Consider the following 15586-nt stretch of genomic DNA (forward strand, 5'->3'; position numbering starts at 1 on the left):
AGATCAGTGAGTTGATGCGGCGAGAGTCACCCGATCGGGTCATCGGGTGGGGGTAGGCTCGCCTTTCTCACCACTCGTACCGCAACCGACCCGCACCTAGGAGCACCAAGGGATGACGCCCGGCAACAACGGCGCGAGCACGCCCGAGGACGACGACCCGTTCGGCTACCTCTACGCCGACGGGCAGGCCAACGGAGCCCAACCGCCGTCCGGGGGCTACGGCTATCCGAACTCGGTCAACCGGGTGCGGCCGGTCGGGACCCGCCAGTACGGCCAGCAGGCCCCCGCTCCGCAGGCACCGCCGCAGCAGGGCACCTACGGCCAGCCGGCCGCGCACTACGCGGCACCGGAGACGCTGCCGGGCGGTGCCGCCACGACCCAGTCGCACCAGTCCTCGCACGGCGGCGGCGGCCGGGGCCGCGGCCCGAACACCAAGGGCCTGCTCATCGGCGCCGTCGCGGTGGTCGCCGCGGTGGTCATCGGCATCAGCGTGGCCATGCTCAGCGGCGACGACAAGGACGACAAGGGCGACAACCAGGCGGACGCGTCCCCGACCCAGTCCCAGGAAAGCTCCGAGCCGAGCCCGTCGGCGAGCAGCAGCGGCGACGAGAAGGAGGAGGAAGCGGCCGAACTGCCGAGCAGCGACGCGAAGACGCTCCGCCTGGACGGGGGAACGGCCACGGCCTCGGACATCAAGGGCGCGAAGGCCGACGGCGGCGTCTATGTGGCGGGCTTCGACAAGGTGGGCGCGAAGGTCACCTGGACCGTCAACGGCATCAAGGAAGGCACCTACCGGTTCTACGTGGGCTACGCCACGCCGGGTGAGGACACCAACGCGACCGTGGTGGTCAACGGCAAGGCCTCGACCCGGCCGATGGACATGAGGAACTTCGGCGGAACACCCAAGGGCGACTGGGAAAAGGGCTGGAAGGACACCTGGTCCAACGTGAACCTGGCCGACGGCACGAACACCATCGAGCTCGCGTGCAACGAGGGCAACCAGTGCAACGCCATCCTCGACCAGTTCTGGCTGACGGAGGAACCGCCGAGCTGACCGCAGGAAGCAGCCGACCACAGGAAACGACGGTGGCCGGCTCGTGGTCGAGAACGTCGAAAAGGGTGGCGCCGCCGCTTCGCCCGGCATGGCTCAGGCCGCGCCGGCCTCCTCTGTGATCGCCACCCGTCCGAGCAGTTCCTCGTAGGTCCCCCGGTCGAACTCGCCCGCGGACGGTGCCAGGACCGTCGCCGCCGACAGCGCGACCGCGCGGGCGAGGCGGTCCGGCCAGGGCAGTCCGGTGACCAGGCCCGAGAGCAGGCCCGCGACGGCCGAGTCGCCGGCGCCGGTCGGGTTGCCGTGCAGGGCGGCCGGTGGAGCCGCGTGCCAGTGGCCCTCCGGGGTCACCGCGAGCAGCCCCTGCGGGCCGAGGGAGGCGACCACCGCGCCGGCGCCGCGGCGGCGGGCGTCCCGGGTGGCGCGCGAGGGCTCGTGGGAGCCGGTGAGTTCGGCCAGTTCGTCGGCGTTGGGCTTGAGGATGTCGGGGCGGCCCGCGACCCCGCGGCGCAGGGCCGCGCCGCTGGTGTCGAGGAGGACGGGGACTTTGGCGGCGCGGGCGGTGCGGATCAGCCCGGCGTAGGCGCCGACCGGGACGCCCGGGGGCAGGCTGCCGCACAGGGCCACCGCCGAGACACCGGCCAGCAGGTCCTCGTAGACCTCCTGGAAGGCGTTCCACTCGGCGGCGGAGACGGTGGGGCCGGGCTCGTTGAGCTGGGTGGTGGCGCCGGAGCGTTCGTCGACCACGGCGACGGTGCGCCGGGTCGGGCCGGACACCGGGACCAGCGCGTCCACCAGGCCCGGCACGGGGGTGAGCCGGTCCCGCAGGAGCCGTCCGGTGAGGCCGCCCGCGAAGCCGGTGACCGTCACCTCGTGGCCGAGGGCGGCGAGCACCCGGGCCACGTTGACGCCTTTGCCGCCGGGGCGTTCGATCACCTCGGTGACCCGGTGGGAGGCGTGCGGGCGCAGGGCCGGTACGCGGTAGGTGATGTCGAGAGCGGTGTTCAGCGTGACCGTGAGGATCACCGGGCCGACCTCCCCCCTTGGCTACGTCTGGCGTTCGCCGTCTGCTGTGCGTTCCGGGGTTCCGGAACACCGGGGTCCTGATCATGCCAAACAGACGGCGGTCGGCCCACCCCTGAGACCGGCCACCGACTCTGACCGGCCACCAGCTCCTGACCGGCGGACGGCTCCTGACCGGCGGACGGATCAGCCCCGTCGGGGATCGACCACCCACTCACCCCGGCGCATCACGCCCCTGAGGGTGAACTCCGCGTCGAGGACCACCAGGTCGGCGTCCTTGCCGGGTTCCAGGGAGCCGATCCGGTCGTCCATGCCCAGCAGCCGGGCCGGATTGGCGGACAGGGCCGCCACCGCGTGCTCGACGGGCAGCCCGTCGACGGTCACCGCACGCTTGAGCGCACGGTCCAGGGTGAGCGTCGAGCCCGCGATGGAGCCGCCCTCCACCAGGCGGGCCACGCCGTCCTCGACGTCCACCTCCAGCGGGCCGAGCATGTAGCGGCCGTCGCCGAAACCGGCCGCGTCCATCGCGTCCGTGATGAACGCCACCCGCCCGGGGCCCGCGTGACGGAACGCCAGCCGGAGGGCGGCCGGGTGCAGATGCGTACCGTCGTTGATCAGCTCGACCGTGACCCGCTCGTCCTCCAGGAGGGCGGTGACCGGGCCGGGGGCGCGGTGGCCGAGCGCCGGCATCGCGTTGAACAGGTGGGTGGCGACCGTGGCGCCCGCGTCGATGGCCGCCACGGTCTGCTCGTACGTCGCGTCGGTGTGGCCGACGGCCGCGATCACGCCGTGCTCGGCCAGCAGGCGTACGGAGTCGAGGCCGCCGGGCAGTTCGGTGGCGAGGGTGACCATCCTCGCGTGGCCGTGCGCCGCGTCGATCAGCTTGCGGACCTCCGCCGGGTCGGGGTCGCGCAGCAGTTCCTCGGAGTGCGCGCCCTTGCGGCACGGTGAGATGAACGGCCCCTCGAAGTGGACGCCGGCGATGTCGCCCTGCTCGGCCAGTTCCGCCAGCAGGCCCGCGCGCCGGGCGAGGAAGTCCAGGTCGCCGGTGACGGTCGAGGCGACCAGGGTGGTGGTGCCGTGCAGGCGGTGGGTGTGGATGCCCTTGAGGACGTCGTCGACCGTTCCGGAGGTGAAGGACGCGCCGCCGCCGCCGTGGTTGTGGAGGTCGACGAAGCCGGGGACCAGCCAGTGACCGGTCAGGTCGAGCGTCTCGGCGGCGCTTTCAGGAGTGTCGGAGGGGGCGTTCGCGGGGGCCGTGGCGGTGATGCGCGTGCCGTCGACGGTCACGCGGCCGTCGTCCACGGTCCCGGTGGGCAGTACCACCCGGGCACCGGTGAGAACCTTCGTGGGGGCCATCAGGCGGTTACCTCCGAGGAGTCGTCCGAGGGGGCGGTGGGGGCGGTGTCAGGGGTGGTGGCAGCGGTGGCCTCGAGGAGGTCCCAGGCGAGGAGCCCCGCGCCCCGGCATCCGGCGGTGTCCCCGAGGACGGCCGGGACCAGGGACGGCGGTTTCTGGAAGGTGACCCGCCGCCGGACCGCCTCCCGCAGGGGTGCGAACAGGGTTTCCCCTGCCTCGGCCAGCCCGCCACCGATGATCAGGGTGCGCGGGTCCAGCAGGGTGAGCGCGGTGACCAGCCCGTCGGCGAGGGCGTCGACGGCCTCCTGCCAGACCTCCCGGGCCCGTACGTCGCCGGACTCCACGGCCTGGGCGCAGTCGGCCGCGTCCGCGCCCGGGTCGCCGCAGGCCGCCGCCCAGGCCTCGCCGACCGCCGCCGCGGACGCGAACCGCTCCAGGCAGCCGCGCTGACCGCACGGGCAGGGGGCGCCCCCGGGCCGTACGACGATGTGGCCGATCTCTCCGGCGAAGCCGTGCGCGCCCGCCTCCACCCGGCCGTCGATGCCGATGGCGCCCGCGATGCCGGTGCCCAGCGGGACGAACAGGAACCGGTCGGCGCCCCGGCCCGCCCCGACGCGGCCCTCGGCGAGCCCGCCGGTGCGGACGTCGTGGCCGAGGGCGACGGGGAGGCCGCCGAGCCGCTGGGCGAGCAGGGCGCGCAGCGGGACGTCGCGCCAGCCGAGGTTGGCGGAGTAGACGGCGACGCCCTCCGTCTCGTCGACGATGCCGGGGACGGCGAGGCCGGCGGCGGAGGCGGGCTCGCCGTAGCGCTCGACGCCATGGGCGCGGAGTTCGGCGGCGAAGCCGAGGATGCCGGCGACGACCGCGTCCGGGCCGCGGTCCCGGCCGGTGGCGCGGCGGGCCTGGTGCAGCAGCTCGCCGTCCGCTCCGACCAGGGCGGCCTTCATCCCGGTGCCGCCCACATCGAGGGCGATGACGTGTTTCACGTGGAACAGTGTGGCCCCGGGACCCGCAAGAGGTCTAGTCCACTTACGTGGTGTAGACCTTATTCCGAATATCGGACTACCGGAAAACCTTCGAACGGATGGCGCAGAGCGCCGGGTTGGGGCAGGAAGCAGTGCAGCGTCGGGGCTTGGCAAGGACGATCGCGGTGGTGTCCGCACTGGGACTGACGGGAGTCCTCGGCGGATGCGGTGCCGGCAAGGGCTCCTCCGACGTGACGCTGAGACTGGTCGCCGCCGACTACGGCACCGGCGGGGCCGACAGCTCCGAGAAGTACTGGGCCGCGCTGACGGAGCGGTACGAGACCGAGCACCCGGGCGTGAAGATCGACGTCAGCGTCCACTCCTGGAACGACGTCGACCGCGAGGTCAAGAAGATGGTCGACGCGGGCGACCCGCCGGACATGGCCCAGATCGGCGCCTACGCCGACTACGCCGCCCAGGGCCTGCTCCACAAGGCCGACGACGTGCTCTCCATCCCCGTCCAGGCCGACTTCGTCTCGCAGTTGGCCAACGCGGGCCAGGTCAACGGAGTGCAGTACGGCATGCCGTTCGCCGCCTCCACGCGCGTGCTGTTCTACAACAAGACCCTGTTCGAGAAGGCCGGCCTCACCCCGCCGAAGACCTGGGACGACCTCGCCGCGAACGCCGCGGCGCTCAAGGCGGAGGGCGTGAAGTACCCCTACGCGCTGCCCCTCGGCCCGGAGGAGGCGCAGGCCGAGACCATGCAGTGGCTGCTCAGCGGCAACGGCGGCTACGTCGACTCCCTGGGCTCCTACGGCTTCGACTCCGCGGAGAACACCGCGACCGTCACCTGGCTGAAGGACGAACTGGTCGGCAAGGGCCTGACCGGCCCGGTGGCGCCCGGAAAGCTCGACCGTGCCGAGGCGTTCGCCGCCTTCGCCGACGGCGACGTCGGCATGCTGAACGGCCACCCCTCGCTGATCGAGACGGCCGGGAAGAAGGGCGTGGAGTTCGGCACCGTGCCGACGCCGGGGATCGACGGCGAGAGCCGGGCCACGCTCGGGGTCGCCGACTGGATGATGGCCTTCAACAAGAACGGCCACGACGACGAGATCGGCGAGTTCCTCGACTTCGTCTACAGCGAGAAGAACGTGCTCGACTTCTCCCGCAACCACAACCTGCTGCCGGTCACCACCTCCGCGTCCCGGACGATGGACGGGGCCGAGCAGGACAAGGACCTCAAGCCCTTCCTCGGCGAGCTGGCCACCTCGGAGCTCTACCCGGTCGGCAACACCTCCTGGGCCGCGGTCAACGTGGCCGTCAAGCAGCAGATCGGCAAGGCGGTCGCCCCGGGCGGCAGCCCCAAGGGCGTGCTGGGCGGCCTCCAGGCGACCGCGACGCGCGCGGAGAGCTCGCACTAGGACTCCCCGTGACCCCCGCCGCCGGTGACCCGATGTCAGTGGCGGGGGCTACCGTCGGGGCATGGATGAGGAACGGCTGGCCCGGCGCGAGCAGGACATCATCGCGCTGGAGCGCCGCGGCTTCCTCGGCCCCGGCGTGAAGGAACGGGCGATACGCGAGGAGCTGGGCCTGGCCCCGGTGCGCTACTACCAGCTCCTCAACGCCCTGCTCGACGACCCCCGCGCCCTGGCCCACGACCCGGTCACGGTGAACCGGCTCAGACGCGTCCGCGAGTCCCGCCGCACGCAACGCTGACCGCGGCCGCCCGGGGCACCGGAGCCGATCCCGGCGGCGGACCGGGCGGGGCGGACCGGCCGGGGGCGCCGGGGCGCACCGGGAGGCGGGACGCGGAGGCGCGCCCGCCCGCCGGGCGGGCCGGGATGCCGGGAGCCGCGCCCGGAGGCGTTCGCGAACCCGAGAGCCCGAGCAGCCGGCGGCGGGCACACTCGCGCGCCGGGACACCGGAGCGGCACCGGGACGCAGAAGCGGGCCCGCCCGGCGGGCCCGGGGTGCTGGGAGCCGGGTTCGGACGAGTTCGGGGCCGAGGCGCTGGCCCCGGACTCGAACGAGCCCGGGGCCAATACGCCGGACCCGGGGCCGGAGGTCCGGGGAGACGCGTTCGTGGGGGCAGGGCCGGGTCAGGCGGGGTGCAGGGACGATGCCAGGGCCCGGAGCAGGCGTACGACTCCGGCGGGGCCGTCGACCACCAGGTCCGCGCGTTCCCTCAGCTCGGGGACCTCGTCGCTGCCGCTGCACACCAGCAGGCCGGGGACGCCCTCGGAGCGGAGCTCCTCGACGGCGGCGTACGCGGGAAGGTCACCCAGGTCGTCCCCCGCGTAGAGGACGGACCCGGCGCCGATCTCACGGGCGTGCTCCAGCAGGGCCACACCCTTGTCCATCCCCGGCGGACGCAGCTCCAGGACCATGCGGCCCGGCTCCACGACCAGGCCGTGCCGGGCCGCCAGCTCGGCCAGCGGCCCGCGCAGCGCCTCGAACGCGCCCCGGGGGTCGGCGGCCCTGCGGGTGTGGACGGCCACCGCACGGCCCTTCTCCTCGATCCGGACACCCTCGCCGGCACCGGCCCGGTCGAGCAGCCCCGGCAGTTCCGCGCGCACCCCGGCGACACCGGGGTGCGGGGCGGGCGCGGTGATGTCGCCGGTGGCGGCGTCCCAGCGTTCGGCGCCGTAGTGGCCGAGGACGACGAGGTGCTCCAGACCGGGGACGCCCGCGAAGCCGCCGTTGCGCACCGCGACCTCGGGCGGCCGGCCCGTGATCACCGCCACGGAGGCCACCCCCGGGGCGAGCGCGGTGAGCGCGGGCACCGCCTCCGGGTGGGCGCGGGCCTGCTCCGGGTCGGGCACGATCGGCGAGAGCGTGCCGTCGAAGTCGAGGCCGATCAGCGCCTTCCCCGGCCGCGCGAGCAACGCGTCGAGCCCCTCCCGCCCGGCCCGCGTGGCGGGCGTCGGCAGGGGCTCCGCGGCGCTCGGGCCGGCGGTGTCCGCGTGTGTGGCATGCGGGTCCGTGGAATCCGTATGACTGCCCATACCGCCAACCTATCCATGCCCGCCCCGCGGCACGCCACCCCGACCGGCCGTACAGGACAGATCCCCTCGGGGACCCGCCCGGCCTACGACTCCTCGCGGAGGGCGTTCAGCTGGTCCAGGAACCACTTCTGCGGTGGCAGCGCGGTCGCCGCCGCGGTCAGGCGCTTGGCGCCTTCGGTCCGCTCCGCCGGGCCCGTCGTGAGGGCCTCGTGCAGGGCGCGCGCCGTGGCGACCACGTCGTACGGATTGACGGTGATCGCGTCCTCGCCCAGCTCCTCGTGCGCGCCCGCCTCCCGGGACAGCACCAGCGCGCAGCCCCCCTCGGCGAGGATCGGGATCTCCTTGGCGACCAGGTTCATCCCGTCCCGGATGGGGTTGACCAGCGCCACGTCGGCCAGCCGGTACGCGGCCAGCGAGCGCGCGAAGTCGTCCCTGACGTGCAGCACGACCGGACGCCAGCCGGGCGTCCCGTACCGCTCGTTGATCTCCTCGGCGACCCGCCGCACCTCGGCGGTGTACTCGCGGTACACGGCGAGGTCCTGCCGGGACGGATAGGCGAAGGCGAGGTGCACCACCCGTTCGCGCCACTCGGGGCGGTCCTCGAGGAGCTGCCGGTACGCCAGCAGACCGCGCACGATGTTCTTCGACAGTTCGGTCCGGTCGACCCGGACGACCGTCCGCCGCGCGGTGCCGTCGGGGGCCGTGCCGATCTCCTCGCGCAGCGTGAGGAGCCGCTCCTCGACGTCCGCCTCCCGCGCGCGCCCGCGCAGGAAGTCCGCGTCGGCGCCCAGCCCGTGCACACCGATCCGGGTGTCGCCGAGCCCGCCCACGAACCGCTCGCAGCACGCGGTGAACGCGTCCGCCCAGCGGTGGGTGAGGAAACCGAGCCGGTCCGCGCCCAGCATCCCGCGCAGCACCTGCCCGGCGATGTCGTCGGGCAGCATCCCGAAGTACTCCGGCGGCGCCCACGGTGTGTGCGAGAAGTGGCCGATGTGCAGGTCGGGGCGGAGCTCCCGGAGCAGCCCCGGGACCAGCGTCAGGTGGTAGTCCTGCACCAACACCGCGGCCCTCTGCGCCGCCTCCTCGGCCAGCGCCTCGGCGAAGGCCCGGTTGTAGGCCTCGTAGGAGGCCCACTGCCGCCGGAACTCCGCGTCGAAGACGGGCTCCACCGGTGTCTGGTACAGCATGTGGTGCACGAACCACAGCACCGAGTTGGCGATGCCGTTGTACGCGTCGGCGTGCACGTCCGCCGGGATGTCCAGCATCCGCACGCCGTCCTCGCCGACCCCGCGCCGCACGGCCTCGCGGTCGCCGTCGGACAGCGCCGAGCACACCCACAGCGACCCCGCGTCCGGCCCGATCGCCGACAGCCCGGACACCAGTCCGCCGCCACCGCGTCCGGTCCGCAGCGAACCGTCCTCCTCCACCGTGTACGAAACGGGGCCGCGATTCGACGCGACCAGCACCCGGGCACCTTGCATGGAAGCCATACGCCTGAACCTAGCCCGCCTCCGAAACGCTCAAACGTAACGGATCAGCCGTATACGGCCCGGGCGTTCCGGCCGGGGCGTGCCCGTCGTGCTCAGGCCACCCGGCGGGACCGGTACTCGGCGATCTCCGTCATCGGGGGCCGTTCCTCGGTGTCCACCGAGTGGGTACGGGGCTCGAAGCCGGCGCCGATCCGTTCGAACTGGGTGAGCGCGGGGCGGATCAGGTGCCCGCGGGCCAGGCGGAGCTGGGCGGTGCGGTAGATCGCGGCGGCCATGCGGCCGAGGGCCTGGCCGTCCTGATGACGGTGCCTGCGGACGCCGACGTCGACCTGGGCGAGGGCGTCCAGGCCCACCAGGTGCAGGGCGTCGACCAGCATGCCCAGCTCCACGCCGTAGCCGACGGGGAAGGGCAGCCGCTCCAGGAGCGAGCGCCGGGCCGCGTACTCGCCGCCGAGCGGCTGGACGAAGCCGGCCAGCTGCGGCCAGTGCATGTTGAGCAGCGGGCGCGCCATCAGCTCCGTGACCCTGCCGCCCTGACCGGCCGTACCGGCCGTACCGGCGGTGCCGGCGGTACCGGCCGTGTCTCCGTCGGACACCGTGAGGGGGCGGTCGTACATCGCCTTCACCAGGTGGACGTCCGGCTCGGTGAGCAGCGGGCCGACGATGCCGGAGACGAAGTCGGCGGAGAACTCCCTGAGGTCCGCGTCGACGAAGCAGACGATGTCCCCCCGGGTGACGAGCAGGGAGCGCCACAGCACCTCGCCCTTGCCGGGCACGGCGGGGAGGCGGGGCAGGATCGTGTCCCGGTGCACCACCGTCGCGCCCGCCGCCGCGGCCACCTCGGACGTGTGGTCGGACGAGCCGGAGTCCACGACCACGACCTCGTCGACCAGCGGGACCCGGAGCATCAGCTCGCGCCGGACGACCCCGACGATGTCACCGACCGTCGCCTCCTCGTTGAGCGCGGGCAGTACCACGCTCACCGTCCGGCCCGTGGCGCGCTTCGCGGCCAGGACGCGGTGCAGCGGGCGGTCGGCCACGGACCAGGAGCGGTCGGCCAGCCAGCGCTCGACTTCTTCCAGCACGGTCTGTGGCTCCTCACCTCTGTGACCTCTGTGATCCATACACCTGGCACCCGTTGATCCATCTCGCGGTTCGGACGCGCACTCTCCACCGTCCGAGCCGTCGGTTACAGTCTTGAACAACGCGGGCGCCCCTTGCACACCGGGGGTCTCGACCCCCCTTGCGTCCGCGGCGCACGACCGCGTCACCGCATGACACACAACCGAATACAGCTCATCCAGAGGGGCAGAGGGATACGGCCCGATGAAGCCCCGGCAACCCTCCAGCCGGTTCTCGTGGATCACCGTCGATCGACGATCACAGCGGAACACCGCACGCTGATCGCTGATCGTCCACGCGAGGCTCCCGGCTAGGGAAGGTGCCAAGTCCGTCTCACGACGAAACACGTCGTGAGGAAGATGAGGAGAAAGGGCCTCGCCTCACATGGCTGTGCAGACCGTCGCAAGCACCACCGACTCCGTCGCTGAATCCGCTGCGCCCTCCGTCGATCTCGGCCCCGCCGCCGCGCTGTCCTGCCGCGAATGCGGCCACCGCGTCCCCCTCGGCCCGCTCTTCGCGTGCGAGGAGTGTTTCGGTCCGCTGGAGATCGCCTACGACTTCTCGGCCTACGACACCGAGGAACTCCGCCGGAGCATCGAGGCGGGCCCCGCGAACATCTGGCGCTACGCGCCGCTGCTGCCCGTCCCCGCCGACGTGGCGACCAAGCCGAACATCAACCCCGGCTGGACCCAGCTCGTCCAGGCCGACCGCCTCGCCCGTGAACTCGGCGTCACCGGCGGCCTGTTCGTGAAGGACGACTCCGGCAACCCGACCCACTCCTTCAAGGACCGGGTCGTCGCCCAGGCCCTGGAGGCCGCCCGCGCCTTCGGCTTCACCACCCTGTCCTGCTCCTCCACGGGCAACCTCGCCGGTGCCGTCGGCGCCGCCGCCGCCCGCGCCGGCCTGCGCTCCTGCGTGTTCATCCCGCACGACCTGGAGCAGGGCAAGGTCGTCATGGCCGCCGTCTACGGCGGTGAACTCGTCGGCATCGAGGGCAACTACGACGACGTGAACCGCTTCTGCTCCGAGCTGATCGGCGACCCGGCGGGCGAGGGCTGGGGCTTCGTCAACGTCAACCTGCGGCCGTACTACGCCGAGGGCTCCAAGACCCTCGCGTACGAGATCTGCGAGCAGCTCGGCTGGCGGCTGCCCGACCAGCTCGTCGTCCCCATCGCCTCCGGCTCGCAGCTCACGAAGATCGACAAGGGGCTGCAGGAGCTGATCCGGCTCGGCCTCGTCGAGGACAGGCCGTACAAGATCTTCGGTGCGCAGGCCGAGGGCTGCTCGCCGGTGTCGACCGCGTACAAGGCGGGCCACGACGTCGTCCGGCCGCAGAAGCCGAAGACCATCGCCAAGTCGCTCGCCATCGGCAACCCGGCCGACGGTCCGTACGTCCTGGACATCGCGCGCCGCACCGGCGGCGCGGTGGAGGACGTGACGGACGAGCAGGTCGTGGAGGCCATCCGGCTGCTCGCCCGGACCGAGGGCATCTTCGCCGAGACCGCGGGCGGTGTGACCGTCGGCGTGACGAAGAAGCTGATCGAGAACGGCCTCCTGGACCCGTCCCTGACCACCGTCGTCCTCAACACCGGCGACGGCCTCAAGACCCTGGACGCGGTGGCCGACACCGGCCTGACCGCGACCATCCGCCCCAGCCTCGAGTCGTTCCGAGAGGCCGGCCTCGCCTGACCTCCTCCTCGGAGTCCCGAGGAGACCGACGGTCGCCCGTGGGGCATCGCGCCGCACGGCCGACCGTCCCCGGGGCGCACCCGGGCCGGGGTCCCGCACCGGCTTCACCGGCCGACACCGCCGACCCGGCGGCCGACACGCAGAGTATTCCCCTCGTCACTGGAGGTCGATCCGCATGGGCGTGACCGTTCGCATCCCCACCATCCTGCGCACCTACACCGGCGGCAAGGCCGAGGTGAGCGCCGAGGGGGCGACCCTCGGCGACGTCATCGCCGACCTGGAGAAGAGCCACACCGGGATCTCCGCCCGGGTCCTGGACGACCAGGGCAAGCTGCGCCGTTTCGTCAACGTCTACGTCAACGACGACGACGTCCGCTTCGAGCAGGGCCTGGAGACGGTGACCCCGGACGGTGCCGGTGTGTCGATCATCCCGGCCGTCGCCGGCGGCTGATCATTACCCTCGGTAACCGATGTGACCGAGGGTTTACCGTGTCGCCCCCTCCGTGAGAGAAGCGGAGGGGGCAATTCCATGGGGTTGAGCGCGGTAGGGTTGGGGAACGCGGTCCCGGCTCCCTGTTCTGGAACCGCCAATTCCTGCCGCACACCCGACTGGATGCAGCCAAAATCCGGTTCGCTTCTGCGGCATTTGCGGGCTTTGCCCCACCTGACTTGCCCTGAAATCAGGTGAATTCCCGTTACATTCCGGACTGGCGGCGTCCAGATTTCTCGTCCGATTGACCTGTTGCAGAGGGCAGTTGGACGGATACATTCGGCCGCGGTCGACGCGTTCCGGCGCACGCCCCCAGTCGTTGGGGGGTGAGGTCTGACCCGGATCCGCGAAGTGTGGATCTGTGCAAGGGCCAGTAATAGGGGAGTTAGGCATGGCTCAGGGCACCGTCAAGTGGTTCAACGCGGAGAAGGGGTACGGCTTCATCGCGGTCGACGGTGGTGCGGATGTTTTCGTCCACTACAGCGCGATCCAGATGGACGGCTACCGCACCCTCGAAGAAGGCCAGCGGGTCGAGTTCGAGATCTCGCAGGGCCAGAAGGGCCCGCAGGCCGACATGGTCCGTCTCAGCGCCTGAACGCGCTACCACCGCAAGAATTTCCTGCCGACGAAGGGTCCGCACCCCCAGGGTGCGGACCCTTCGTCATGCCGGGACCCGGGTGGTGACCGGCGCCCGGGGGCGTTCGCGCGCGGCCGGCTCCGCGCCGCCCGCGCTGTTCGCGTGCGGCTGACTCTTCCCCGCGATCCACGGGGGGCGCTTGCACTCGCATGGGTCGAGTGCTAATCATTGGCGTTAGCACTCTGAAGGTGAGAGTGACAACGTAAGGACCGGGTCGGTGAGGCCCGCAGGCCGGTGGGGCAAGGAACCGCCGGTTCTGTGAGCCGTCCGTCGCGGGCGCGGGCGCGGTCCTAGGAGTCATCACCCCCAGTCCTGGAGGGACCACTTCACATGGCCAAGATCATCGCGTTCGACGAGGAGGCGCGGCGCGGCCTCGAGCGCGGCATGAACCAGCTCGCGGACGCCGTCAAGGTGACGCTCGGCCCCAAGGGCCGCAACGTCGTCCTCGAGAAGAAGTGGGGCGCCCCCACGATCACCAACGACGGTGTGTCCATCGCCAAGGAGATCGAGCTCGAGGACCCGTACGAGAAGATCGGCGCCGAGCTGGTCAAGGAAGTCGCCAAGAAGACGGACGACGTCGCCGGTGACGGTACGACCACCGCGACCGTCCTCGCCCAGGCCCTGGTCAAGGAGGGCCTGCGCAACGTAGCCGCCGGCGCCAACCCGATGGCCCTCAAGCGCGGTATCGAGAAGGCCGTCGAGGCCGTCTCCGGTGCCCTGCTGGAGCAGGCGAAGGACGTCGAGACCAAGGAGCAGATCGCCTCCACGGCCTCCATCTCCGCCGCCGACACCCAGATCGGCGAGCTCATCGCCGAGGCCATGGACAAGGTCGGCAAGGAAGGCGTCATCACCGTCGAGGAGTCCCAGACCTTCGGTCTGGAGCTGGAGCTCACCGAGGGTATGCGCTTCGACAAGGGCTACATCTCGGCGTACTTCGCCACCGACATGGAGCGTATGGAGGCGTCGCTCGACGACCCGTACATCCTGATCGCCAACTCCAAGATCGGCAACGTCAAGGACCTGCTGCCGCTCCTGGAGAAGGTCATGCAGTCGGGCAAGCCGCTGCTGATCATCGCCGAGGACGTCGAGGGCGAGGCCCTGTCGACCCTGGTCGTCAACAAGATCCGCGGCACCTTCAAGTCCGTCGCGGTCAAGGCCCCGGGCTTCGGCGACCGCCGCAAGGCGATGCTGAACGACATCGCCATCCTCACGGGCGGCGAGGTCATCTCCGAGGAGGTCGGCCTCAAGCTCGAGAACACCGGCCTCGAACTGCTCGGCAAGGCCCGCAAGGTCGTCATCACCAAGGACGAGACCACCATCGTCGACGGTGCCGGCTCCTCGGAGCAGGTCCAGGGTCGCGTGAACCAGATCCGCGCCGAGATCGAGAACAGCGACTCGGACTACGACCGCGAGAAGCTGCAGGAGCGCCTGGCGAAGCTCGCCGGCGGTGTCGCGGTCATCAAGGCCGGTGCCGCCACCGAGGTCGAGCTCAAGGAGCGCAAGCACCGCATCGAGGACGCCGTTCGCAACGCGAAGGCGGCCGTCGAGGAGGGCATCGTCGCCGGTGGTGGCGTGGCCCTGCTCCAGGCCTCCCAGGTGTTCGAGAAGCTGGAGCTCGAGGGTGACGAGGCGACCGGCGCCAACGCCGTGAAGCTCGCGCTCGAGGCCCCGCTGAAGCAGATCGCCGTCAACGCCGGCCTCGAGGGCGGCGTCGTGGTGGAGAAGGTGCGCAACCTGACCCCGGGTCACGGCCTGAACGCCGCGACCGGCGACTACGTCGACCTGGTCAAGGAAGGCATCATCGACCCGGCCAAGGTGACGCGCTCCGCGCTGCAGAACGCCGCGTCGATCGCCGCGCTGTTCCTCACCACCGAGGCCGTCATCGCCGACAAGCCGGAGAAGGCCGGCGCGGCCGCCCCGGGCGGCATGCCGGGCGGTGACATGGACTTCTGAGCCTGACTCACCTCAGGTTCGGACCCGGTCCGTCAGTACCGAGGGCGGCACCCCCTGTTTCGGCAGGGGGTGCCGCCCTCGGGCGTTTCCGCGTTTCCGCTCTGTTGCCCGACCGGCTGGAGCGCGACGAGCTCGAGCCGTACGACGCGGCGTCGCTGCGGACGCCGAGCCGAGCCGAGCCGAGCAGAGCTGCGGGCCCCGTCGACTACAGGTCGCGCATCGGTTCGATGTCGTGCCGGACCGGCGTGCCCCACACGCGCAGTACCTCGTAGTCGGTGAACTCGTGCACCACCCGGTACGCCGTGGCGGGCCGGGGCCCGCGCCGCTGCGCCGCGATGTACAGCTCGGCCTCGCGCCGGTCCCGGCGTGGGGTGCCGCACAGCTGCCACGCCTGACCGTTCCACAGCTCCGGCAGCCAGCGCTGCTGCGGCTGGGGGCGGTCGCCGTGCATCCCGTACCGGGACGGGACGGGCTCGGTGGGCGGCTGGTGGGGCGCCGGCCCGTTGAACTCGGCGCGGCGGGCGGTCCGGCGCCGGGTCTCGCACAGCAGGCACAGGTCGGGGGCGCTCTTGTCGACCGGCCCGGTCGGGTGCTCGGCACAGCGGGTGCTGGGCGCGGCCGTCTCGACGCTCTCCTCCAGCCGGTCCAGCGCGCGCTTCAGGTCGGCCCGTACCTCGTGCAGCTTGGCGTCCGGCGTGTCGGCGGCCAGCGCCTCGCCGTGCTCGCCGAGGACGCGCAGGGCGCGGCCCAGGGCGGTGAGCTGCGCGTGGTTCATGATTCGTCTCCGGGTGGGGGAGGTCCA

14 protein-coding genes and 1 riboswitch are annotated in these 15586 nt (G+C 72.0%); of the genes, 7 read left to right on the plus strand and 7 right to left on the minus strand.

Going from position 1 to position 15586, the window contains the following annotated elements:
- The first annotated feature begins 112 nt into the window (after positions 1-112).
- On the plus strand, positions 113-1054 hold the full coding sequence (locus PYS65_RS19955) for a CBM35 domain-containing protein (protein ID WP_279335282.1): 942 nt from the start codon (positions 113-115) through the stop codon (positions 1052-1054).
- A 93-nt stretch (positions 1055-1147) separates the two neighbouring features.
- Here the strand turns inward: PYS65_RS19955 and PYS65_RS19960 are convergent, their stop codons facing one another.
- From PYS65_RS19960 to PYS65_RS19970, 3 genes are all read right to left on the minus strand, one after another.
- The gene (locus PYS65_RS19960) at positions 1148-2077 is read right to left on the minus strand and encodes a 1-phosphofructokinase family hexose kinase (protein ID WP_279335283.1); all 930 of its coding nucleotides are present in this window, start codon (positions 2075-2077) and stop codon (positions 1148-1150) included.
- A gap of 183 nt (positions 2078-2260) precedes the next feature.
- On the minus strand, positions 2261-3433 hold the full coding sequence (gene nagA / locus PYS65_RS19965) for an N-acetylglucosamine-6-phosphate deacetylase (RefSeq protein WP_279335284.1): 1173 nt from the start codon (positions 3431-3433) through the stop codon (positions 2261-2263).
- Positions 3433-4380 carry an ROK family protein gene (locus PYS65_RS19970; RefSeq protein WP_387038165.1) on the minus strand — a complete coding sequence of 316 codons (948 nt, stop codon included), beginning with the start codon at positions 4378-4380 and terminating at the stop codon, positions 3433-3435. The genes nagA and PYS65_RS19970 overlap by 1 nt, the downstream gene beginning before the upstream one ends.
- Before the next feature lie 137 nt (positions 4381-4517).
- Between PYS65_RS19970 and PYS65_RS19975 the strand changes: the two genes are divergently transcribed.
- Positions 4518-5819, plus strand: a complete 1302-nt coding sequence (locus PYS65_RS19975; RefSeq protein ID WP_443294434.1) for an extracellular solute-binding protein — start codon at positions 4518-4520, stop codon at positions 5817-5819.
- A gap of 61 nt (positions 5820-5880) precedes the next feature.
- Positions 5881-6114: a DUF3263 domain-containing protein gene (locus PYS65_RS19980; protein WP_279335286.1), complete on the plus strand. Its 234-nt coding sequence runs from the start codon at positions 5881-5883 to the stop codon at positions 6112-6114.
- Between the two features lie 383 nt (positions 6115-6497).
- Here the strand turns inward: PYS65_RS19980 and otsB are convergent, their stop codons facing one another.
- The 3 genes from otsB to PYS65_RS19995 form a co-directional block, all read right to left on the minus strand.
- Positions 6498-7403 carry a trehalose-phosphatase gene (otsB, locus tag PYS65_RS19985; protein ID WP_279335287.1) on the minus strand — a complete coding sequence of 302 codons (906 nt, stop codon included), beginning with the start codon at positions 7401-7403 and terminating at the stop codon, positions 6498-6500.
- An 83-nt stretch (positions 7404-7486) separates the two neighbouring features.
- Positions 7487-8893 (minus strand): alpha,alpha-trehalose-phosphate synthase (UDP-forming), encoded by a 1407-nt coding sequence (locus tag PYS65_RS19990; RefSeq protein ID WP_279335289.1) that lies wholly within the window; start codon positions 8891-8893, stop codon positions 7487-7489.
- Positions 8894-8985: 92 nt separating this feature from the next.
- The gene (locus tag PYS65_RS19995) at positions 8986-9978 is read right to left on the minus strand and encodes a glucosyl-3-phosphoglycerate synthase (RefSeq protein WP_279335290.1); all 993 of its coding nucleotides are present in this window, start codon (positions 9976-9978) and stop codon (positions 8986-8988) included.
- Between the two features lie 208 nt (positions 9979-10186).
- Positions 10187-10381: riboswitch (SAM riboswitch) on the plus strand.
- 18 nt (positions 10382-10399) lie between these two features.
- Here PYS65_RS19995 and thrC point away from each other — a divergent pair.
- From thrC to groL, 4 genes are all read left to right on the plus strand, one after another.
- Positions 10400-11704, plus strand: coding sequence for a threonine synthase (gene thrC, locus PYS65_RS20000; RefSeq protein WP_279335291.1), 1305 nt, complete (start codon positions 10400-10402; stop codon positions 11702-11704).
- A 175-nt stretch (positions 11705-11879) separates the two neighbouring features.
- A complete protein-coding gene (locus tag PYS65_RS20005) occupies positions 11880-12155 on the plus strand; it encodes a ubiquitin-like small modifier protein 1 (RefSeq protein ID WP_279335292.1) in 276 nt (91 codons plus the stop codon).
- 430 nt (positions 12156-12585) lie between these two features.
- Positions 12586-12789, plus strand: a complete 204-nt coding sequence (locus PYS65_RS20010; protein WP_004929928.1) for a cold-shock protein — start codon at positions 12586-12588, stop codon at positions 12787-12789.
- Between the two features lie 372 nt (positions 12790-13161).
- A complete protein-coding gene (gene groL / locus PYS65_RS20015; protein WP_279335293.1) occupies positions 13162-14784 on the plus strand; it encodes a chaperonin GroEL in 1623 nt (540 codons plus the stop codon).
- A gap of 205 nt (positions 14785-14989) precedes the next feature.
- Here groL and PYS65_RS20020 read toward each other — a convergent pair whose 3' ends face one another.
- Complete coding sequence (locus PYS65_RS20020) at positions 14990-15559, minus strand: hypothetical protein (protein ID WP_279335294.1); 570 nt, start codon at positions 15557-15559, stop codon at positions 14990-14992.
- Between the last annotated feature and the right edge of the window lie 27 nt (positions 15560-15586).

The sequence above is a fragment of the Streptomyces cathayae genome, from assembly GCF_029760955.1.
Lineage (GTDB): Bacteria > Actinomycetota > Actinomycetes > Streptomycetales > Streptomycetaceae > Streptomyces > Streptomyces cathayae.

Excerpts from the sequence above, each read along its gene's own strand:
- PYS65_RS19955 (WP_279335282.1), top strand. The coding sequence starts at position 113 with ATGACGCCCGGCAACAACGGCGCGAGCACGCCCGAGGACGACGACCCG.
- nagA (WP_279335284.1), bottom strand. The coding sequence starts at position 3,433 with ATGGCCCCCACGAAGGTTCTCACCGGTGCCCGGGTGGTACTGCCCACC.
- PYS65_RS19970 (WP_387038165.1), bottom strand. The coding sequence starts at position 4,380 with ATGAAGGCCGCCCTGGTCGGAGCGGACGGCGAGCTGCTGCACCAGGCC.
- PYS65_RS19975 (WP_443294434.1), top strand. The coding sequence starts at position 4,518 with ATGGCGCAGAGCGCCGGGTTGGGGCAGGAAGCAGTGCAGCGTCGGGGC.
- PYS65_RS19980 (WP_279335286.1), top strand. The coding sequence starts at position 5,881 with ATGGATGAGGAACGGCTGGCCCGGCGCGAGCAGGACATCATCGCGCTG.
- otsB (WP_279335287.1), bottom strand. The coding sequence starts at position 7,403 with ATGGGCAGTCATACGGATTCCACGGACCCGCATGCCACACACGCGGAC.
- PYS65_RS19990 (WP_279335289.1), bottom strand. The coding sequence starts at position 8,893 with ATGGCTTCCATGCAAGGTGCCCGGGTGCTGGTCGCGTCGAATCGCGGC.
- thrC (WP_279335291.1), top strand. The coding sequence starts at position 10,400 with ATGGCTGTGCAGACCGTCGCAAGCACCACCGACTCCGTCGCTGAATCC.
- PYS65_RS20005 (WP_279335292.1), top strand. The coding sequence starts at position 11,880 with ATGGGCGTGACCGTTCGCATCCCCACCATCCTGCGCACCTACACCGGC.
- PYS65_RS20010 (WP_004929928.1), top strand. The coding sequence starts at position 12,586 with ATGGCTCAGGGCACCGTCAAGTGGTTCAACGCGGAGAAGGGGTACGGC.
- groL (WP_279335293.1), top strand. The coding sequence starts at position 13,162 with ATGGCCAAGATCATCGCGTTCGACGAGGAGGCGCGGCGCGGCCTCGAG.
- PYS65_RS20020 (WP_279335294.1), bottom strand. The coding sequence starts at position 15,559 with ATGAACCACGCGCAGCTCACCGCCCTGGGCCGCGCCCTGCGCGTCCTC.